General features: G+C 66.8%; 16 protein-coding genes and 1 tRNA gene. 1 reads left to right on the top strand and 16 read right to left on the bottom strand.

The window, feature by feature from the left end; all coding sequences use genetic code 11:
• Nucleotides 1–11 precede the first annotated feature (11 nt).
• From pknB to AC3CD9_RS16255, 7 genes are all read right to left on the bottom strand, one after another.
• On the bottom strand, nt 12–1,892 hold the full coding sequence (pknB, locus tag AC3CD9_RS16225; protein ID WP_488364995.1) for a Stk1 family PASTA domain-containing Ser/Thr kinase: 1,881 nt from the start codon (nt 1,890–1,892) through the stop codon (nt 12–14).
• Between the two features lie 117 nt (nt 1,893–2,009).
• Entirely contained in the window at nt 2,010–3,836 is a 1,827-nt protein-coding gene (locus AC3CD9_RS16230) for a protein kinase domain-containing protein (RefSeq protein ID WP_488364996.1), read from the bottom strand.
• Complete coding sequence (locus AC3CD9_RS16235; protein WP_488364998.1) at nt 3,833–5,302, bottom strand: peptidoglycan D,D-transpeptidase FtsI family protein; 1,470 nt, start codon at nt 5,300–5,302, stop codon at nt 3,833–3,835. The genes AC3CD9_RS16230 and AC3CD9_RS16235 overlap by 4 nt, the downstream gene beginning before the upstream one ends.
• On the bottom strand, nt 5,299–6,891 hold the full coding sequence (locus AC3CD9_RS16240; protein WP_488364999.1) for an FtsW/RodA/SpoVE family cell cycle protein: 1,593 nt from the start codon (nt 6,889–6,891) through the stop codon (nt 5,299–5,301). The genes AC3CD9_RS16235 and AC3CD9_RS16240 overlap by 4 nt, the downstream gene beginning before the upstream one ends.
• Nucleotides 6,891–8,315: a PP2C family protein-serine/threonine phosphatase gene (locus AC3CD9_RS16245; RefSeq protein ID WP_488365000.1), complete on the bottom strand. Its 1,425-nt coding sequence runs from the start codon at nt 8,313–8,315 to the stop codon at nt 6,891–6,893. Before AC3CD9_RS16245 ends, AC3CD9_RS16240 begins: the two co-directional genes overlap by 1 nt.
• Nucleotides 8,312–8,821, bottom strand: coding sequence for an FHA domain-containing protein FhaB/FipA (locus AC3CD9_RS16250; protein ID WP_488365001.1), 510 nt, complete (start codon nt 8,819–8,821; stop codon nt 8,312–8,314). The genes AC3CD9_RS16245 and AC3CD9_RS16250 overlap by 4 nt, the downstream gene beginning before the upstream one ends.
• Complete coding sequence (locus AC3CD9_RS16255) at nt 8,818–9,690, bottom strand: DUF3662 and FHA domain-containing protein (RefSeq protein ID WP_488365002.1); 873 nt, start codon at nt 9,688–9,690, stop codon at nt 8,818–8,820. The genes AC3CD9_RS16250 and AC3CD9_RS16255 overlap by 4 nt, the downstream gene beginning before the upstream one ends.
• A 490-nt stretch (nt 9,691–10,180) precedes the next feature.
• On the opposite strand from AC3CD9_RS16255, the gene AC3CD9_RS16260 reads away from it, so the two are divergent.
• Nucleotides 10,181–10,264, top strand: a tRNA-Leu gene (locus tag AC3CD9_RS16260).
• A 359-nt stretch (nt 10,265–10,623) separates the two neighbouring features.
• Here AC3CD9_RS16260 and AC3CD9_RS16265 read toward each other — a convergent pair.
• From AC3CD9_RS16265 to AC3CD9_RS16305, 9 genes are all read right to left on the bottom strand, one after another.
• Nucleotides 10,624–11,928 carry a hydroxymethylglutaryl-CoA synthase gene (locus AC3CD9_RS16265; protein ID WP_488365003.1) on the bottom strand — a complete coding sequence of 435 codons (1,305 nt, stop codon included), beginning with the start codon at nt 11,926–11,928 and terminating at the stop codon, nt 10,624–10,626.
• Nucleotides 11,925–13,043, bottom strand: coding sequence for a hydroxymethylglutaryl-CoA reductase (locus AC3CD9_RS16270; protein WP_488365004.1), 1,119 nt, complete (start codon nt 13,041–13,043; stop codon nt 11,925–11,927). Before AC3CD9_RS16270 ends, AC3CD9_RS16265 begins: the two co-directional genes overlap by 4 nt.
• Complete coding sequence (fni, locus tag AC3CD9_RS16275; RefSeq protein ID WP_488365005.1) at nt 13,040–14,200, bottom strand: type 2 isopentenyl-diphosphate Delta-isomerase; 1,161 nt, start codon at nt 14,198–14,200, stop codon at nt 13,040–13,042. The genes AC3CD9_RS16270 and fni overlap by 4 nt, the downstream gene beginning before the upstream one ends.
• Complete coding sequence (locus AC3CD9_RS16280; RefSeq protein WP_488365007.1) at nt 14,190–15,320, bottom strand: phosphomevalonate kinase; 1,131 nt, start codon at nt 15,318–15,320, stop codon at nt 14,190–14,192. The genes fni and AC3CD9_RS16280 overlap by 11 nt, the downstream gene beginning before the upstream one ends.
• Nucleotides 15,317–16,333 (bottom strand): diphosphomevalonate decarboxylase, encoded by a 1,017-nt coding sequence (gene mvaD, locus AC3CD9_RS16285; RefSeq protein ID WP_488365008.1) that lies wholly within the window; start codon nt 16,331–16,333, stop codon nt 15,317–15,319. The genes AC3CD9_RS16280 and mvaD overlap by 4 nt, the downstream gene beginning before the upstream one ends.
• The gene (gene mvk, locus AC3CD9_RS16290; protein WP_488365009.1) at nt 16,330–17,292 is read right to left on the bottom strand and encodes a mevalonate kinase; all 963 of its coding nucleotides are present in this window, start codon (nt 17,290–17,292) and stop codon (nt 16,330–16,332) included. Before mvk ends, mvaD begins: the two co-directional genes overlap by 4 nt.
• A gap of 84 nt (nt 17,293–17,376) precedes the next feature.
• Nucleotides 17,377–18,663, bottom strand: a complete 1,287-nt coding sequence (locus AC3CD9_RS16295; RefSeq protein WP_488365011.1) for an RNA polymerase sigma factor — start codon at nt 18,661–18,663, stop codon at nt 17,377–17,379.
• Between the two features lie 10 nt (nt 18,664–18,673).
• Nucleotides 18,674–19,108 (bottom strand): YciI family protein, encoded by a 435-nt coding sequence (locus tag AC3CD9_RS16300; protein ID WP_488365012.1) that lies wholly within the window; start codon nt 19,106–19,108, stop codon nt 18,674–18,676.
• A 186-nt stretch (nt 19,109–19,294) separates the two neighbouring features.
• Nucleotides 19,295–20,668 carry an FAD-binding oxidoreductase gene (locus AC3CD9_RS16305; protein ID WP_488365013.1) on the bottom strand — a complete coding sequence of 458 codons (1,374 nt, stop codon included), beginning with the start codon at nt 20,666–20,668 and terminating at the stop codon, nt 19,295–19,297.
• Between the last annotated feature and the right edge of the window lie 7 nt (nt 20,669–20,675).

The raw sequence follows: 20,675 nt of genomic DNA on the forward strand, positions 1-20,675 counted from the left end.
GCGCTGCGAGCTCAGTTGCCGATGATGCCTTCGGACCAGTCGTCGAAGAGCCCTCCACCCATCGAATCCTTGTCCTTCTTGTCCTTATCATCCGTGTCGTCGTCTCCGCCGTCATCGCCGGGAGCGGTCGGGATGCCACCGGGGACGGACGGGATCGACGGCGACGGCTCCGGCGGCTTCTTGGCCACCTTCACGGTGATCTCCGAACCCTGCTTGACCTCGCTTCCGCCGGTCGCGGACTGTTCGAAGACCTTCTTCTCATCGTGGTCGGCGGTCTCGACCTCTTCGGTCTTGCACGTGAGCTGGTACTCATCCCCCTCGAGGGTCTGGCAGGCCTCCTCGGCGGTCTGACCCGTGACGTCGGGGACCTCGACCATGCCCGAGGATACGACGAGATCGACATTCGAATCGACGTCGACTTCCTGACCGTCACCGGGCTTGGTCTCGATGACGACGCCCTTCTCCACATCCGGGGAATTCTGGGAGATATGGGTGCCGGCCTGCAGCTTCGCGTCGTTGATGATCTTCCGTGCCTGCTCCTCGGTCTTGCCGGAGACGTCGGGGACCTTCACCGACTCGGGGCCCGAGGAGATGATCAGCTTGACGACGCTGTCCTTCTCCACGGTCTGTCCCCCGGGAGGATCGGTCTCGATCGCCTTGCCCTCATCGACTTCTGCGCTGTATTTTTCGTCGCGGTCGACTCGCAGGCCCTGTTGGATGAGCGCGGATTCGGCCTCATCGGCGCCCATGTTCGCCACATCCGTGACCTGGACCTCGATGACCTCCGGCGGCTTGTTGATCTCGTACACCCACAGGGCCACGGCGGCCAGGGCGAGGAGGACGAAGATGCTGCCGATCCAGACCCAGGCGCGCGACCGCTTCTGCGGCGGACGTTCCTCCTGATTGGTCATGATCGCCGATACGGGCCCGGTTTCGGGAGTGGGTTCGGCCTCGTTGGCATGAGCCATCGGAGCGGTCATGGGCGGGGCCATCATCGGATACGCCTGCGTGGCCTCGACATCGTCCTCGAAGCTCATGGGACGGCCGTCGCGGGCGGCGAGCACGTCCTCGCGGAAGGTGTAGGCGTCCTGGTAGCGGGCGTCGCGGTCCTTGAGCAGAGCGTGAAGGAGCAGCCGGTCGACGGCCGGTGGGATGTTCGAGTTGTAGAAGCTCGGCGGCTGCGGAGTCTCCCCGACGTGCTGGTAGGCCACGGCCAACTGGGAATCGCCGACGAACGGGGGACGACCGGCCAGCAGCTCGTAGAGCAGGCAGGCTGTCGAATACAGGTCGGAACGGGCGTCGACGACTTCGCCGCGGGCCTGCTCGGGGGAGAGGTACTGGGCGGTGCCCACCACCGACTGGGTCTGCGTCAGTCCCGAATTGTCCTTGAGCGCCCGGGCGATGCCGAAGTCCATGACCTTGATGTCACCCTCAGGGGTGAGCATGACGTTCGCGGGTTTGATATCGCGGTGGACGATGCCGTTGCGGTGGGAGTATTCGAGCGGAGCCAGGACCCCAGCAATGACGTTGAGGGCCTCGTCGACGGTGAGTGTGCCGTGCTCATTGAGGACTTCGCGCAGGGTCTGGCCCTCGACGTATTCCATGACGATGAACGGAACGGACACCGACGAGCCGCCGGATTCGACGAATTCCTCTTCGCCCGAATCGTAGACGGAGACGATTCCGGGATGGTTGAGACCGGCCGCGGATTGGGCCTCGCGCTTGAGTCGGGTGTGGAACGACGGATCGCGGGCGAGATCGGAGCGCAGAAGTTTGATGGCCACGCGACGGCCGAGACGGTTGTCGACGCCCTCATGCACTTCTGCCATGCCCCCACGGCCGAGGAGCGCACGAACTTCGTAACGCCCCGACAGCACCTTGGGTTCACTCATGTATGTCCTCCGCTTGTCTCACCCGAGCTTCAGGCTTCATTCTCACCTGAACCGGGTCGAGTTTCAGTATCTCAAACTCTTCGCTTCTCGTAATCGCTGCTCTGTATCGATCACTGTCTATTCATTGCCGTTGTTTCCGTTCTGGTTGCCGCCGGCCTCCGCGCTCGAACCGCTCGACGAGCTTTGATTGCTGCCCGCCCCGTCGTTGCCGCTGTTCGGGTTGGAGCTGCCGGAGGTGTCGGCCGAATCGCCGGAGCCCGAGGCATCCGATTCTCCGGAGGTGTCCGTCGACGACGTGGAGTCCGATTCGTTCGAGGTCTCGGAGTCCGACGACGAACTCGACGAGCTCGAGGAGTCCTGATCGGAGGACGAACCGTTGTCACCGGAGTTCGAACCCTGATCCTGCGAATCGGATGAGGAACCGGAATCCGAGCTCGATTCCGAGTCATTGCCCAGACCCGAATCGGATCCGGAGTCCGAGGCCGGCTCTTCGGGCTGCTCGGCGGGACCGGCGGAGATGTAGAGGGTCACGGTGTCACCCTCTTCGAAGGTGTAACCGTTGTCGCCCTCGCCGACGTCGGCGACGGTTCCGGCCGCCCGGTCCGAGTTGATGTCGGTCGTTTCGACCTCGAGTCCCTTGTTCTCGAGGTTCTGCGTCGCCGAGGATTCCGTGAGTCCGATGTAATCGTTCTTATCGATCTCGATCGTCTTCGCCGCCTCCGAGGTGGGGGCCGAGGTCGACGGTTCCGGTTCGGGTTCGGCATTGCCTCCGCCGAGGAAGAACCACAGCAGGGAACCGACCGCGATGAGGGCGATGATCGCGAGGATCCAGATGAGGACGCGGCCCTTGTTCGACTGCTTGTCCTTTTCCAGATCCTGATTCTGCGGATCGTTGGGATCGATCTGTCCCGTGTTCGTCGAGGCGGCTCCGGCACCGGCGGCACCAGCGCCGACGATTCCGGCGGCGGCACCGTTCGAGTACACCTGGGTCGCATCGTTCGAGGAGGTGACGGGCAGGGTCTTCGTCGTGGCTGCCGGCTCCGGGTTGTTGAAGACCTGGGTCAGGGCTTCGGACGCGGCGGCTCCGTGTCGCATCTGCGGCACGAGCTCCTCGGCGCCGGCGATGTCCCCGGTCGAGAGCGCCTCGGCGGCCTTGGCGACCTTGAAGGCATCCGAGGGACGGCGTTCGGGCTTCTTCTCCAGCAGGCAGTCGACGAAGCGGCGCAGCGGTTCGGAGACCGTGTCCGGCAGCGGCGGATGCTGCTGATTGACCTGGGCGATGGCGATGGCCACCTGCGAGTCTCCCGTGAAGGGACGCTGGCCGGCCAGGGCCTCATAGGCGATGATGCCCAGTGCATAGAGGTCGGAACCGGGTCCCGAGCCCTTTCCGGTGGCCTGTTCGGGGGCGAGGTACTGGGCGGTGCCCATGACCTGCCCGGTCTTCGTCAGCGGTGCCTGATCGGTGACTCGGGCGATGCCGAAGTCCGTGATCTTGACCCGGAAGTCCGGGGTCATGAGGATGTTGCCGGGCTTGATGTCACGGTGGATGACGCCCACCTTGTGTGCGGCGCCGAGGGCCTGAGCGGCCTGTGTGACGATGGAGAGCGTATCGGTCTCGGACAGGGGAGCACTGCGCTCGATGATGGCCGACAGAGCCTCACCGGGCACGTATTCCATGACGAGGTAGGGCGAACCCTGCTCGTCACCGTAGTCGTAGACGCCGGCGATTCCCGGGTCGGAGACTCGGCCCATGTTCTGGGCTTCGGCACGGAACCGGGCGAGGAAGGTCGATTCGGAGAGGTACTCGTCTTTGAGGATCTTCGCCGCGACCTCGCGGCCGAGCACGGAGTCCACACCCTTCCAGACCTCGCCCATGCCGCCGACGGCGATGCGGGAGGTGAGTTTGTAACGGTTGCCCAACAGGGTGCCTTCGACGGGTCTCATTTCTCGACCACCGCTTCCATCATGTTCTTCGCGATCGGTCCTGCGACCGTCGCACCATAAGCTTCATTGCCCGCGTTTCCACCGTTCTCGACCACGACCGCGACCGCGACCTGAGGGTCGTCGGCGGGGGCGAAGGAGATGAACCAGGCATGGGGTGCCGCGCCCTTGGCGTGCTGGGCGGTGCCGGTCTTCGCTGCGACCTTCGTATCGCCCATCTTCGCCACCGAGGCGGTGCCGTTCTCGACCACACCGGTCATCATGTCGGTGAGCTTGTCGGCCGTATCTCCGGACACGGGGCGGGACATCTGGCTCGGACGGGTCTCGGAGATCGGCTCGAGGGTGTTCGCATTGAGCACCCTGTCGACGAGCTGGGGCTTCATCATCTTGCCGCCGTTGGCGATTCCCGCAGTCATCATCGCCATCTGCAGCGGAGTCGACCTGACCTCGTACTGACCGAGCGAGGACTGAGCCAGCTGCGGCGGATTGAGGTCGGACGGGAACGAGGACGGGGTGACATTGAGAGGGATCTCGAGATCCTCGCCGAAGCCGAACTTCTCGGCCTGCTTCGCGATTGCGTCTTCTCCGAGGTCCATTCCCAAGGAGGCGAACGAGGTGTTGCAGGATTCGGCGAGCGAATCGGCCAGGGTCGGCTTGCCCCCGTTGCGGCAGGCACCGGGATGCGAGTTGCCGATCGTCGCCGTCGTCTGCGGCAGATCGAGCGTGGCGGGTCCGTTGACCTGGGAATCGGGCTCGTAGTCGCCGGATTCCAGGGCGGCCGCGGCGACGAGGACCTTGAATGTCGATCCGGGCGGGTACAGGTTGCCGCCGATAGCGCGGTTGTAAGCGGGCTTGCCGTCGGCGGCTTCGAGGTTCTTGAAGGCCTGGCTGGCTTCGGTCGAGTCGTGGCTGGCCAGGGCATTGGGGTCCCAGCCCGGGGTCGAGGCCATGGCCAGGATCTTCCCGGTCTTCGGGTCGAGAGCCACGGCGGCGCCGTTCTGGTTGCCCAGCCCGTCCCACGCAGCCTGCTGCACCTTCGGGTCGATCGTCAGCTCGACGGCGGCGCCGCGCGGCTGCTCACCGGTGAAGAAGCTGCCGACCTTGTCATAGAACAGGGCGTCGGAATCGCCGGAGAGGTAGTCACCGGAGGCGCGCTCCATCCCCGAGGCCCCGGACACGACGGAATAGTAGCCGGTCAGCGAGGCGTAGGCGCGCGGATCGAGGTTGTCCGAACCGTATTTGCGCTGGTACTTGTACTTGTCGTCGACGGGCTCCGAATAGGCGATCGGGGTGCCGTCGACGAGGATCGGACCGCGATCACGAGCCAGCTGGTCGAGGATCCGCCGGTTGTTCAGCGGATTGTTGTTCAGCGAATCCGCAGTCACGTACTGCACCCAGCTCGTCGACCCGAACAGGAGCGCGAACATGACGAATCCGACGACGGCGATATGCGTCAATGGCTTCTTCATCGTTCACCTCCGGTGGGTCGTTGGTCGGTGGCATCGGTGTCGTTCGGTGCCTGGCCGCGGGGCCGTGCGCCCGCGGGCGGCAGATTCGTGGTCGGGGCTTCGTCATCGAACACGCGGGAGTCCGCCGGCGGCAGGTTCGTCGTGGGGGCATCCTCGTCGACGGTGAGCGCCGAGGATGCCGTATCGTTGGCGCGAGCACTCGCGGGAACGGGTTCGGGATCCTCGGTGATTCTGAGCACTCCGGTGTGGAATTCCTCCACGGGGCGCCTGGCATTGTCCGAGATCCGCAGCAGCAGGCCGATGATCATCCAGTTCGCGATGAGCGAGGAACCGCCCTGTGCGAGGAACGGCGTGGTCAGACCCGTCAGCGGGATGAGGCGCGTGACGCCGCCGACGACGACGAAGACCTGCAGGGCGATCGTGAACGACAGACCCGTGGCCAGCAGAGTGCCGAAGCCGTCACGCAGCTGCTGAGCGGTGCGGATTCCGCGCTGGAAGATGAAGAGGTAGCACAGCAGGATGACGAAGAGTCCGGCCAGGCCGATCTCCTCACCGAAGCTGGCGTAGATGAAGTCGGATTCGGCGTAGGGGACCATATTCGGTCGGCCTTCGCCGAAGCCGGTGCCGATGAGGCCGCCGTTCGACATGCCGAACAGACCCTGCACAAGTTGGTAGGAACCACCGGGAGTCTTGTTGTACTCCTCGGCGGTCAGCGCATTGAGCCAACCGGACACACGCTGTCCCACGTGGGAGAAGAGGAAGGTCGCCGCAACCGCGCCGGCGGAGAAGAATCCAAGACCGAGGATGATCCACGAGACCTTCGAGGTGGCCACGTAGAGCATGGCGACGAAGAGGCCGAAGAAGAGCAGCGAGGTGCCGAGGTCGCGTTCGAAGACGAGCACGCCCACGCTGGCGACCCAGGCGACGACGATGGGTCCGAAGTCGCGCAGACGGGGGAAGCGGATGCCGAGGATCTTGGGCCCGGCGGCGACGAGCTGGTCCTTGTAGGTGACGAGGTAGCCAGCGAAGAAGATGGCCAGCAGGATCTTCGCGATCTCGCCGGGCTGGAAGGACATCGAGCCGAACCCGATCCAGATACGCGCACCGTTGATGGTCTTGCCGAGGCCGGGAATGAGCGGCAACAGGAGGAAGACCAGGGCGGCGAAGCCCGAGACATAGGTGTAGCGGCGCAGCCAGCGGTGGTCGCGGACGACGAAGATCACGGCGATGGCCAGACCCACGCCGAGCGTCATCCACACCAGCTGGGTCATGCCTGAACCGAGGTATTCCTTGCGGCCGAGGTCGACGCGGTAGATCATGGCCAGGCCGAGGCCGTTGAGCAGCACCGCAATCGGCACGAGCACGGGATCGGCGTATTTCGCCTTGATCCACACGATGATGTGGAGGATGACGCCGAGGGCCGCCAGCCATGCGGCATAGCCGTAGACATTGGCCGGGATGGTGTCTTCGACGCCGAGACCGACCAGGGCGTAGGCACTGGTGGCGACGGCAATAGCCAGGATCAGGAGACCGAGCTCGGCCAGCCGATAGGTTCTGGGGCGCGCGGTCTGCGAGGGAGCCTGGTTCATCACTGCGACTCCCGGGTGATGGCGTCACTGGGGTCGGCAGACTTCGAATCCGGAGGTGAGGGCGCCGGGTCGCTCGGACTCGTCGAGTCCTCGACATCGCCGGACATGCCGGAGGAGCGATCGGATTCCTTGCGCAGATTGTCGATGATGCGATCGGCCTCATCGCGTGACCCGGCGGGAATCGATCCGCGCAGACGGTCCTGGGAGTAGCTGTTGAGGCTGCCGACCTCGATGTCCGTGGTGTCGACGAGGCGACTGAGTTCGATGGGCCCGAGCGTCGTGTCGAGACCCCTGTAGAGGGAGACCTTGCCGTCGTCGTCGGCGACATAGTACTGGTGGCTGACGTAGTTATAGGCGAAGAATCCGCCGACGGCCAGCGCGACGATCACGATGGCGGTGATGATCCATCCGAGGTAGGACCTTTTCTCGACCTCATCGTCGAGGTCGGCCTCCTCGTCTGCCGCGGTGTTCGTCCGCAGCTGCTGAGTGGTTCCGTCCCGAGCTTCGACGTCTTCGCCGTCCACGGCCTGGATCGGTGCGGTGTCGGCGGACACGTCGTCCTCGGCGAAGGTCGCATGGGCTTCGGTGTCCACGGCCGCCTCGGTGTCGGGATTCGCACCGATCGCGGCGTAGCGGGGGTTGAGGTGGACGGAGCCGACGGACACGCCTTCGGTGGTCTCGACTTCGCCTTCGAGGACATCGCCGACGACGACGGTGACATTGTCGGCTCCGCCGCCGGCCAGGGCCAGGTCGATGAGCTGACGGCAGGCCTCGTCGGGGTCGGCCACCTCTTTGAGCACGCGGGTGATGTCGTCGATATCGGCGAATCCGGTCAGACCGTCCGAGCACAGCATCCAACGGTCGCCGACCTGGGCCTCACGCAGGGACAGGTCGAGGTCGGGAGAGGCCCCGACGTCGCCGAGGACCTTCATCACGACCGAGCGCTGCGGGTGGGTCTCGGCCTCCTCGGCGGTGATCCGGCCTTCGTCGACGAGCATCTGCACGAACGTGTGGTCGTGTGTGATCGGCTGGAGTCTGTCGTCGCGGAGCACATAGCCGCGGGAGTCTCCGATATGAGCGAGAGCGAAGCGGTTGCCGGGGGCGCGCAGCACGGCGGTGACGGTGGTGCCCATTCCGGCGAGTTCGGGCTGTTCGCCGACGCCGCGGCAGATGCGGTCATTGGCCTCGAGGATCGAGGTCCGCAGGATTTCGAGGGCGTCCTCGCCTCCGGGTTCGTGATCGAGTTCGGCCAAGCGGGACACGGTGATCGCCGAGGCGACGTCTCCGCCGGCGTGACCGCCCATTCCGTCGGCGATGAGCAGGAAATTGGGTCCCGCATAGCCGGAGTCCTGGTTGTTCTTACGAACCAGCCCGGTATGAGACCGGGCTGCCGAACGGAGAGTGATGGTACCGCCGGTCGTCACGATTGGGTCTCCAGGGTCGTATGTCCGATGGTGATCCGGGTGCCGATGGCCAACTGGATGGGCCCGGTCATGCGCGAGCCGTCGACGATGGTGCCGTTCGTCGATCCGAGGTCTTCGAGCATCCAGGCTCCGTTCTTCGCCGAGATCCGCGCATGATGGCTGGAGGCGAAGTCGTCATTGATGATGATCGTATTGTCGGGGGCTCGGCCGAAGGTCACGGGCGCTCCCGAGAGCATCAGCGTCTGCCCGGCCAAGGGGCCGTCGGTGATGCGGATGGTGCCCGGATGGGCGTGGGCGACCGGGGCGGCCGCCGGACGAGGTGCGGGAGCCGGCCGCGACGGTGGCGGCGGTGCGGACTTGGAGCCGCCTCGGCGAGCTTTCTTTCCGGCCCGGGCCTTCCGGGGGCCGAAGATGTCGCGGCGGAGGACTCCGGCGACTCCGAGGACGAAGAGCCAGAGGACGACGAAGAATGCCAACCGGAAGACGGTGACGGTGAATTCGCTCACTGGGCATCCCGCTCGTTGTAGTGGACCTCGGCCTCTCCGGCGAGGAGGACATCGCCGTCGGATAGGGTCGCCGATGTCAGTTTGCGTCCGTGCAGAAGCGTGCCGTTCGTCGAACCGAGGTCATTGGCCACGGCACGGTCGCCCTCGACGACGATCTCGAAGTGACGTCGCGAGACGCCGGGATCGTCGATGACGAAGTCCGAACTCGACGAGGATCGGCCGAAGGTGTTCGTGCCCTGACGCAGCATCTGCGTGCGATCGTCGATGGTGACGCTGGCTTCGATGGAGCGCGCCGGTGCCGGCGCCGGTGTGGGCCGGGCGGCAGGGTTCGGTCGCGAGGTCGCGGCGGGTGCCGGAGCCGAACGGGCAGGTTCGGCGGTGCGGCGCGGGGTCGTGGGCCGGGAACCGGAGTTCGGGGACTCGCCGACGATCGGATTCGCCCGCGAGATCGGATCGTAGCCGCCGCGGTTGGCCGGCTGAGCGGCAGGGGACCCGTCGGGGCGCTGGGTCGAGGACACGACGCGGTACATTCCCGTGTCGAGGTCGTCGGCGAGAGCGAATTCGACGGAGACGGGACCGACGAAGCTGTAGGCCTGTTCGACGGCGTGGTCGCCGACGACTTGGCGCAGATCGGAGCGCAGCTCGGACTCGAGTCCGGAGAGTCGGTCGTGGTCGGTCTGCGAGAGCTCGATGACGTAATGGTTGGCCGTCAGGGTGCGACCGCGGGAGACCACGGCGGCTTTGTTGTCGGCTTCACGGCGCAGGGCTCCGGCGAGCTCGACGGGTTCGACCTGGGATCTGAAAGCCTTGGCGAAGGCGCCGTTGACGACGTTCTCCAGCCCCTTCTCGAAGCGATCGAGTAACCCCATGGCACCTCCTCATCAGGTGTTGCCGTTGCCGGACGAACTCTTCGCCTAGCGTCTTTGAGTGCTCTGACCAGGTGGTCCTGATCACGTGCACTCTGGGCACATCAACACCCAATCCTAACGCGGTGACGCTCTCAACTCACGTCACGCGTGTTCGCGGGGCGAAGCTGTGCCGGGATTCCCTGCGCGCGTCCAGGGAAGATCGAGGCAGTGCACGCGGTGCAGGCGGGCCCGTGAGCGGGGCGAGCGTGGGCGGCCGCGTGGGGCGAGAGGGTGCGGCCGCGTGGGGCGAGGGCGAGGGCTGCGACGGGCGAGGGGCGTGGGGCTGCAAAGGGCGAAGATGTGTGGCCGCGTGGGATGCACGTGGTGCGCGCGGGCGGCACAGGTTGAGTGACCGCGCCGGGCGAAAATGTGAAGGTGGACACGTTTGCGTCGATTCGGCTTCCTCGGTTTTCAGTTTCACCGACTCCGATGCTAGAGTTTTACCTTGTTCGCGCGAGTGGCGGAATTGGTAGACGCGCTGGCTTCAGGTGCCAGTGGCCGCAAGGTCGTGGGGGTTCAAGTCCCCCCTCGCGCACAGCGAACGAGAAGCCCCTCACCGGGTCCCGACAGGGTCAAGGTGAGGGGCTTCTTCGTGCCTGCGGTCGGTTGAAATGGGGTTCCGCGGCTGAACGCGAAATGGTACAGGTTTCTTCGAATGGCTCAGGGAGCAAAGTGAGCCCTTCGAAGAGATCAGTACCAAAACTCGCGAAAGGCCCAGTTTGAGTTGAGCAGCCCAGTTTCAAACAGGGGCTGTTCGCCCCAAACTGGGCCGAACGCGAAATGGTACTGGTTTCTCTGAGATGCACACGGAAGAACGTGAGCAGTTCAGAGAAACCAGTACCATTTGCGGCGCAGAGCTGACACGGAGCCAGCTTCAGGAGCTGGGACCGGGAGCTAGGCGCGCTCGTAGAGGCGGGCGCGGCCCTTGATCCCGGCGAAGCGGAACGGTCCCGCGGTCACCTTCGGGGTCGAGACGTCCTCGGCGCTGGGCAGCTCGGTCGCGTGCAGGGCACGGTAGGCGTCGATGGACACTGGAACCCGGGCGTCGAGGGCCTCGGTGACGGCCTGTCGGTGCGAATGCTCTGCGTAGCCGGGGACGACGCGGGCGGTGAAGAACTCGCCGACGCTGCCCGACCCATAGCTGAACAGCCCGATGCGCTTGCCGGCAAGATCCTCATCGTGATCGAGCAGTGAGCACAGTCCGGCATAGAGCGAAGCGGTGTAGGAGTTGCCGAGGCGCCGGTTGTACAGAGTGCTCGTGGCCAGCCCCGTATCGCGCGGGCCGGTGGCAACGGAGTTGTCGGAAGCGCCGGCAGCGGCCGAGTGGGCGGCAGCCGTGCCGGGACTGACAGCGCCGGCGTCCGCGCCGGCGTCCGCGCCAGAGACATCCGCGGTGATCTCCGTGTCGAGATCCTCACCCGTGAGTCCGGCGAGGTGGACCTGTGCCTTCTTCGCCATCTTCGTGAACGGCTGGTGGTAGAGCACGCGGTCGATCTCGGCGATGGCCGGTCCGCCCTGCGCGGCCAGATCGGTCCACGCTCCGGTGAGCGCATCGAGGTAGGCGGTGACCGAGAGGGCTCCGTCGACGATCGCGGTCGTCGAATTGTTCGGGCGCCAGAAGTCATCGACATCGGCCGAGTTCAGGCCCGAGATCGGTTCGATCTCGAGCAGCTTCGGATCTGCCGAGACGAGCATCGCCACGGCACCGGCGCCCTGAGTGGGCTCACCGGGGGTGTCGAGCTCGTAGCGGGCGACATCCGAGGCGATGACGAGCACGCGCTGACCCGGTGACCGGGTGACGATGCCGACGGCAGCCTGCAGGGCGGCGGTCGCCGAATAGCACGCTTCCTTGACCTCGACGACGCGCATCTGCGACGGCAGGTCGAGCAGTGAGTGCACGGCCATGCCGGCGGCCTTCGACTGGTCGATTCCCGATTCGGTGGCGAAGAGCATCGTGCGGATGCCCTCGGTCCCGCTGCGCTGAATGATGGGCGCGGCGGCCGCGGCGGCCATGGTCACGACATCCTCATCGGGTGCCGGGAAGCTGAACTCGTCCTGGCCGAGGCCGAGGCGGAACTTGTTCGGATCGGTGCCGTTCGCCTCGGCGTAGTCATCGAGCCTGACGACATGATGGCTCGTGGCCAGTTCGATGTCGTCGATGCCGATCGGTACAGTGCCCGCAGCAGTGTGTGATGTCATGCGGCCTCGCCGTCCTCTCGGTGTGCTGAATCTGTCGGAGTCTCGGCAGCTCGCTGCTCATCAGCCTTGCGTTCCATCTGACGGTGAGTGTCCATCAGCTCACCGGGGTTCGTCTGAGCGGCGAGCAGTGAGAGCTCACCGCAGAGCACCGTCGCGGCCATGAGCGCGGCCAGTCGACGCGAATTCGCTCCCGGCTCACGATCCTCCCGGCAGCCCAGACGCTCCAGCGCCTCATCGACATGCGGCAGATCCTTGCCGTTGCCCACGGTGCCGACGATGAGGTGCGGCAGCGTCGTCGAGAAGTACAGGCCCTCGGGGCGGTTCTCCGCATAGGTGATGCCCTGCGAGCCTTCGACGATGTTCGCCGCATCCTGACCGGTGGCCAGGTAGAAGGCGAGCAGCATGTTCGCATAGTGGGCGTTCGCCGAACGCAGGGCTCCGGCGATCGTCGATCCGACGAGGTTCTTGCGCACGACGAGTTCGACCATCTTCTCAGCGCTCGTGCGCAGGCGACGTTCGACGACCTCGTGGGGCAGGACGATCTCGGCGACGACATTGCGTCCGCGTCCGAGGATCCCGTTGACCGCGGTGGCCTTCTTGTCCGAGCAGTAGTTGCCGGACACCGAGCCGTAGTCGAGGCCCAGCTGCCAGGACAGGATGGTGTCCATGAGCGAATCCGAGGCCTGGGTGACCATATTGTGGCCCGAGGCGTCGTTGGTGCGGAAGGCGAAGCGGATGAAGAGCAGGTTCCCGACGATTTCGGGGTGGATCTCGATGAGCCGGCAATGGCCGGATCCGGCTTCGACGACGGCTTCGAGTTCGCGGGTGCGGTGACGGATGGCCTGTGCGGCGGCTGAAGCGCCGATCGCGGATTCGGCCACGAACAGCACGGATCGGGTCATCCGCTCATCGACGATGACGGTGCGGATCCCACCCTCGATCTCACGGGAGATCGATGCTCCACGGCCGACGGAGGGCCACAGCGGGGTCTCGTACGTTGCCAGGGGCACGGCCACCTCGGTGTGGGTGCCACTCGGCGCCAGCGCTTCGCCGCTGACCCGCAGGGGACCGACCCACGTGGTGGGGATCCCGGTGATCGTGGTCTGCTGATTCACAGCTGATTCCTCCTCGAAAGGACGTCGGATCGGTGCGAGAGCGCGGTGACGTCGATTCCGCGCAGGCGGGCGAACTCGCCGAGGCGGCCCCGCGTGAGCAGGTCCGTGGCCGTGAGGTCCGTGGACCGCTGCGCCCCGAGCAGGGCGAACAGAGCCGAGGTCTGAGTCTGCCAGGTGCGCACGAGTTCGACCAGTCCCCCCGGACCGTGGTCGAGCACGGTCTGCAGGAATGTGCCGGCGACGCCGACGGCGCGAGCACCGCAGGCCAGTGCTTTCACGACATCATAGGGGTTGCGCACGCCGCCGGAGGCCAGGAGCACGCGGTTCGAGACGCCGTCGTCCATCGTCGTCTCGGTGGTCCATTCGGATGGGGCGTCGAGCAGGCAGGCCAGGGCGGACTGACCGAAGCCGGTGAGCATGGAGAAGTCCTCGGCCGGTGAGCGATCGTTCTCGATGCGCAGGAAGTCCGTGCCTCCGGCGCCGGAGACGTCGGCGTACTGGGCCCCGATATCGGCGAGCAGCCGCAGCGTCCGGCGGCTGAGTCCGAATCCGACCTCCTTGACGACGACGGGCACGGGGCAGGCGGCGACGATGTCCTCGAGGCCGGACAGCCAGGTGGAGAAGTCGCGGGTGCCTTCGGGCATCGCGGTCTCCTGCACCGGGTTGATGTGCAGCTGGAGGGCATCGGCGTTCAGCAGCTCGACGGCCCGCCGGGCATCATCGGCGCTGCGACCGGCACCGAGGTTGCCCATGACGAAGCCGTCCGGGTTCTCCTCGCGGATGACGGTGAAGCCCTTCGCTGCCTCGGCGTCGTCGAGTGCCACGCTCATCGATCCGCAGGCCATGGGCAGACCGGTCTCGGCGGCGGCGATGGCCAGGTCCCGGTTGATCTTCGCCGTGGTCTCCGTGCCGCCGGTCATGCCGTTGACGTAGAAGGGCGTCGGCCAAGTCCACTCGCCTAGTTCGACGCTGAGGTCGACAAGTTCGGGGTTCGTGCCCGAGAGCGCATGGTGGACGAACTCGAGGTCGTCGAAGTCGGTGCGGCGGGGGCCTTCGGTCTGCTGCGCCGAGGCGAGGCGTACGTGGTCGTCCTTGCGGGAGGCCCGTGAGGCCTTGGTCTCCGCAGTTTCAACTGATGACGGGGTCTCAGAACTCATCGATCTCGCCTTCCTCTCGGTGGGCACCGAGGTCCAGGGGTCGGATTCCGGCGGCTTCCCAGCCGCTGAGAATGGTCTGTGCTTCGGTGTGCGAGTGGGCGAGTGCGATTCCGCAGTCGCCGCCGCCGGCTCCCGAGGGCTTCGCTGCGGCCCCGTGGGTTTCGGCGATCTCGCACAGGTCGTGCAGGGCTTCGGTTTCGATGAGGCTGCCCGTGGAGTCGCTCAGTCGCCGCAGCAGGGCGCGCACGGAGCGGATCGTGGTCAGGCTGGCCTCGGCATCGTCGGCGTCGAAGGCCGCCACCAGGTCGTTGACGAGCGTGTGCGACTCGGCGGCGAAGGACACGAGCGGGCGCGCTTTCTGCGCTGCCGCGGTCGTTTCGGTGGAGGATTCGTCCGCCCGCTCACGCGGAGTGTGGACGCGTGTGACGAGATGTTCGGTCGACGCCGGTGATCCGGTCCAGCCGACGAGGAGGTCGAGCGAGCTCGGTGGTGTGACCCGCCTGGCCGAGCAGCCGGCCCATTCCGAGCAGCTCATGGCGGAGACGACCCCGTGGGCCTCGCGGTGAGCGTGCAGGGCTGCACGGTCGGGGGAGGAGTAGCGGATCCAGCCGCCGAAGGTGCTCGCGGCGAGATCGCCGCCGGAGGCTTTCGTGGAGATCGCGATGGTCGCCAGGACGGCGAGTTTGAAGCGTTCGGTCAGGGTCAGCCCGAGGCGATAGAACTCATCGAGAGCGGCGATCGTCGCCACCGTCACCGCCGCCGAGGAGCCGAGACCGAACTTCCGGCCGTCCGAGTCATTGAGTTCGCTGGAGATCTCGAGATCGAAGTAGCGGGGGCTGGCACCCCGGCCGGAGCGCAGCTCTTCGACGGTGGAGATCGCCGAGAGCACATAGTCGAAGGGACGCTCGTCGACGATGATGTGCTCACCATCGTCTTCGCGACGCCACACTACGGGAGCCTGACCGTATTCGCTCGAATGGATGCGGCCGGCGCCTTCGCTCTCGGTCAGCCGGACGGTGATGCACCGGTCGACGGCGATGAGCACGGCGGGCTGTCCGGGCTCGACGACGGCGTACTCGCCGGCGATGAACAGCTTGCCGGGTGCCCGGGTCTCGATCATGCCCGGCTGCCCTCACCCGCAGCCGGGTTCACTGCGTCTGCGGGCGGGACTGCGTCAGCGGCGGTGAGCAGGTGAGCTCCCGGTCCCGGTCCGACGACGCGGACGTCGCCGAAGCCGGAGAGCTTCTCTGCCAGCGCCTCGGCGTCATGGGGGCGGACGATGACGGCGACGTTCGGGCCGGCATCGGCGGTCGAATAGGCTTCGATCCCCGACTCGCGGGCTTCGGCCACGGCGTCGAAGATCGCGTGGCTGGTCGGATTGAGGAACCGGATCGGCGGCACGGTGGACTGGATGAGTCCGTGCATGCGCAGGGCGTGGGATTCGGTGATCTCGCCGATGCGGGTGAAGTCCCCGGCCGCGCACGCGGCGACCATCTGCTCGAGATAGTCCTCGGTCGAGGACACCCAACCGGAGTAGAAGGGGGAGGTGGCGGCTGTCAGGCGCATCGCCTCGCGGGAGGACACGGCCTTCCTCGCCCGGTTGACGGTGACGATGATCATCCGCATATCCGGAGCGGGAACGGCCTCGGCGAAGGAGGCGGCGTCGTCGCCGGCGTGCCAGACGGCGATGCCGTCGGGAATCGAGCGGCACGCCGACCCCGAACCGCGGCGGGCCAGCCGGCTGAGATCGCGGGGTGCGAGGTCGAGGTCGAAGGCCGCGGCGGCGGCCGTGGCCAGAGCGGCGAAGCCCGACGCCGAGGAGGCCAGACCGGCACCCGTGGGCACGGAGTTGCGGGACCGGACGAGGACCCGATCATCGCGTCCGGCCAGGTCACGGACATGGTCGAGGAAGGTGGAGATGCGGTCGGTCTGACCGGCATCGGCGAGTGCGCCGTCGAGTTCGAGGACATCGGTCTCGGCGTCCGGGGCGGGCACCACGGTGGTCGTGGTCTCGAAGTGGTCGAGGGTCAGCGACAGACTGCCCGCAGCGGGCAGGATGAGCTCCTCATCGGCCTTGCCCCAGTACTTGACCAGGGCGATGTTCGGGTAGGCCCGCGCCGTCGTCGTTCTCATGTCGGTCTGACCTCCGTCGTCCAGGTGCGGGGTGCTCCCGCCTTGCGCAGGGCCTCGGCGAGCTCCTCGGCCGAATCATCGTCCTCGGCCAGGGCCAGCACGCAACCGCCGAGTCCTCCGCCGGTGAGTTTGGCGCCCCGGGCTCCGGCCGCCGTGGCGGCGTCCACGAGGGAATCGAGGGTCGGGGTCGACACGCCGAGGCTGCCGAGCAGTCCATGGGCTTCATTCATCAGCGTGCCGATCGCCCCACGATCACCGGAGCGGATGTTGTCAACGGCGGAATCGGTGATTTCGGCGAGACGGTCGATCATCCCGCCGATGCGCACAGGATCGGCGTCACGGCGGGCACGGACCCCTCCGACCGCCTCGGCGGTGGACCCGTGATGACCGGAGTCCGCGAGGACGAAGACGAGGCGCTGACCGACGTCGATGGTCTGGGCGCACCCGGTCTGGAAGCGGATGGGGGCGGGTTTGGCCACGGCCCAGGCGTCGATTCCGCTGGGTCGGCCATGGGCGACGGTCTCGGCCGCCTGCACGATCTCGTGGAGGGTGTTCTCGTCGAAGACCGTCGCATGCAGGTTCGCGACCGCGCGGGCCACGGAGGTGGCCACGGCTGCACTCGAACCCAAGCCCCGGCTGTGGGGGATCGCCGAACGGATGAGCAGCTCCACCTCGGCGTCGGGATTTCCCACGGCCTTCAGCGCGGCGTTGAGACCGGCGACGACGGGACCCATCGGCTCCGGAGCGGTCTGCGCATTTCCGGAGAACAGCTGGCTCTCGATCCGGGTCTCCTGATGCGGGGACCGGCGGATGTCGGTCTGGACTCCGAGCCCGTGCAATGGCACTGCGACGGCCGGAGAGCCGTAGACAACCGCGTGTTCGCCGAACAGGATCGCCTTTGCGTGGGCGAAGCCCTGGGACGTGCCCTGGGCGGGTTCGGTCTGAGAGGAATTGTGCATGCAGGATGGTTTCGGAGTCTGTGGATTGATTTCACCATCATATGCCGTACCCCCGCCCATCCCGAAGACGAGGTGACGTCCGTCTCAGGTGAGTCCTACCGAGAGGTAGTCGCGTTCGGCCGGGTCGGTGGTCAGGTCGAGGGTCCGCCGACGGGCGGTGGTCGCCTCGTCAGTGCGGCCGAGGCGGGTGAGCAGATGAGCGCGCAGCACCCAGGCAGGTTGGAAGGCGGAGACGCGCTTATCGTCTTGGCCGTCCGGGTCGAAGCCCAGCGCGTCAAGGGCAGCCAGTCCCGCCTCGGGGCCGTCGACTTCGGCGAGGACGGCCGCCCGGGAGACCGCACCGCCGAGGCTCGGGGCGATTCGATCGAGGTCGTCGTGGATGCGCAGCAGCATCGGCCAGTCCGTGGATCCGGTGCGAATTCCGGCCATATGGAGGAGTTGGATGGCCGCCTCGAGCCCGAATCGGCCGACGTGTCCGCAGCGGTGGACCTCGACGAGGTGGCGCTCGCCCGCCTCGGTGAGTGTTCCGTCCCAGCGGTCCGGGTCTTGGTCGGTCAGGGGGACGAATCGTCCGTCGCCGCTGCGACGAGCGGGGAATCGGGCGGCGGAGAGGTGGATGAGGGCGGCCAGTCCGTGGGATTCGCCGTCGCCGGGGCAGAGTTCGGCCACGAGGCGGGACAGGTACAGGGCCTCGCCGATCATGCCCTCCCGTGGTTGCGCGGCCGCCTGAATCCATTCGATGGCGAATGCCCCGTAGATCGTCTCGTGCACATCGGGCAGACGGGACTCGAGGTCGAGACGGTCGGGACTGCCGAAGGCGACACCGAGACCGGCGACGCGCTTCTTCGCCCTGGCCAGACGGGCAGAGACGGTGGCGGCGGGCAGGGCCATGGCCGCCGCGATCTGTTTTGCCGTCATCCCCATCACCGCCGAGAGCATGAGCAGCGGCCGGGTGGGAGGCTCGATGTCCGGATGGGCGCAGGCGGCGAGGAGTTCGAGCCGGCGGTCGGGCAGAGCGTCAGGATCGTGGTCGGCGGGATCGGTGCCGAAAGCGGGACCGGGGTCGGAGCGGCTCTCGATGCGGTCGATCGTCTCCTCGTCGAGGGCTATCGAGGTCCGTGCCGCCGCCGATCTCCACACGTCCCGGCGGGCATTGAGCGCCACCCGGTAGAGCCAGCCCTCGGGATTGGAAGGGGGACCGGGGGCCCGCCACGCGGTGACGGCCCGTTCGAGGGCGCTGGAAAGAGCATCCTCGGCGCCGGAGATATCACCGTCGGCGGCCGCGATGAGCGCGATGATCCTGCCCCAGCCGCCCTGGGACAGGATCATCGCGCGATCGGCAGGATCAGCGGACTCTGCGGATTCGGTCATCGGCGAGCGATCAGGAGGAGCCGTCCGGGCGGGTCGGGCAGTCGCCGGGTCGGGTCGGCTCGTCGCCCGGTCGGGACCAGGTGCCGTCGACGTACGAGGTCGCCGCGGGTCGGACCTCGATGGTGCCGTAGCTCGTGCCGGGGAACTTCTCGGCCCAGGCCAGGGCCGCCTCGATGTCGGGAACGTCGATGACGACGACCCCGGCCAGGGCCTCTTTCGCCGCGGCGAAGGGCCCATCCTCGATGACGACCTCTCCGGTCCGCCGGGTCACGGTCTTCGTCTCGGAGTGGGGTGCGAGCATCTCCCAGGCGACGAAGACCCCGGCCGAGGTCAGCGCCTGGCCGAAGTCGTCCATGAGGCGCATCATCTCCTGGAAGTCCTCTTCGGTGGGGGCGGGGCCGTCGGCTGCGGGCTCGGGTGCGTGGAAGATCAGTGAATAGCGCATGGTTCGCTCCGTTCTGTGTGCGGCGGCCGGATTTCGGTCGCTCACAGAGAAGACGATCGAATCGACGCCGATTCGACAGCTGTGCAGAATTCTTCCACGAATCCCCTCCGCCGAGGCGGCTGTGACCCCAGTCCGGCCCGCCGAGGCGGTCCCGAACCAACCGAGCCGGTCCCGACGGCCGGAGCCTCAGACGAGTCCGGTGTAGACCGATCCCGGGTTGAAGATGTTGTCAGGATCGAGGGCCTGTTTGATCCGGTGGTTGAGCTCCATGACGTCCTCGCCGAGGTAGGGCGCGAGCCACGGTGCCTTGAGTCGGCCGACGCCGTGCTCACCGGTGATCGTCCCGCCCAGCCCCGTGGCCAGGTCCATGACCTCGCCGTAGGCGATCTGCGCGCGCTTCTGCTGCTCCTCATCCTTGGGATCGAGGACGAGCAGCGGATGCGTGTTGCCGTCGCCGGCGTGCGCGATGACGGCGATCGTCACGCCGCGTTCGGCCGCGATCTTCTCGATGCCGAGGACCAGGTCGCCGAGCTTCGGCAGCGGAACCCCGACATCCTCGAGCAGCAGCGCCCCCTTCTTCTCGACGGCCGGGATCGCGATCCGGCGGGCCGTGACGAAGGCTTCGCCCTCGTCGGGGTCGGCAGTGAGATAGCACTCGGAGGCAGAGTTGCTGTTGCAGATCTCCTCGATGATCTTCGCCTGCACAGTGCAGTGCTCGCCGGGCTCATCGGACTGGATGACGAGCATGCCCTCGGCCTCACGGTCGAGGCCCATCTTCAGCTCATCCTCGACGGCGTTGATCGACGGTCTGTCCATGAACTCGAGCATCGAGGGACGCATGGCCTTCGCGATCTCGAGCACGGCGTTCGTGGCATCGGCGAGCTTCGGGAACATCGCGACGACGGTCGTCGGGGGCAGCTGGGCGGGAATGAGCCGCAGGGTCACCTCGGTGATCACGCCCAAGGTCCCCTCGGAACCGACGAACAGCTTCGTCAGCGGCAGACCGGCGACGTCCTTGAGCCGAGGTCCGCCGAGCTTGACCGCCCGTCCATCGGCGAGGACGACGGTCATGCCGAGGACATAGTCCGTGGTCACACCGTATTTCACGCAGCACAGGCCGCCGGCGTTCGTGGCGATGTTGCCGCCGATGGAGCAGAACTCGAAGGACGAGGGGTCCGGCGGGTACCACAGACCGTGTTCGGCCGCGGCGGCCTTGACCTCGGCATTGAAGGCGCCCGGCTGGACCGTGGCCATGCGGGTGACGGGATCGATGCTGATCTCGCGCATCTTGTCCAGGGACAGCACGATTCCGCCGGCGATCGCGGAGCTGCCGCCCGACAGGCCGGATCCGGCGCCGCGGGGCACGATCGGGACCTTCGCCTCGGCGGCGATGCGCACCACCGTCTGCACCTCCTCGGTGGTTCTCACCCGGACCACGGCGGCAGGAACCCCGGCATCGGGGTCGTTCGCACGGTCCCAGCGGTAGGCGTCCATCGAATCGGGATCGGTGATGACGGCTTCGGCCGGCAGAGCGGAGGTGAGGGAGGAGACAACGTCCATGTTGTGT

This window comes from Brevibacterium sp. MGP-B1 (assembly GCF_057766545.1).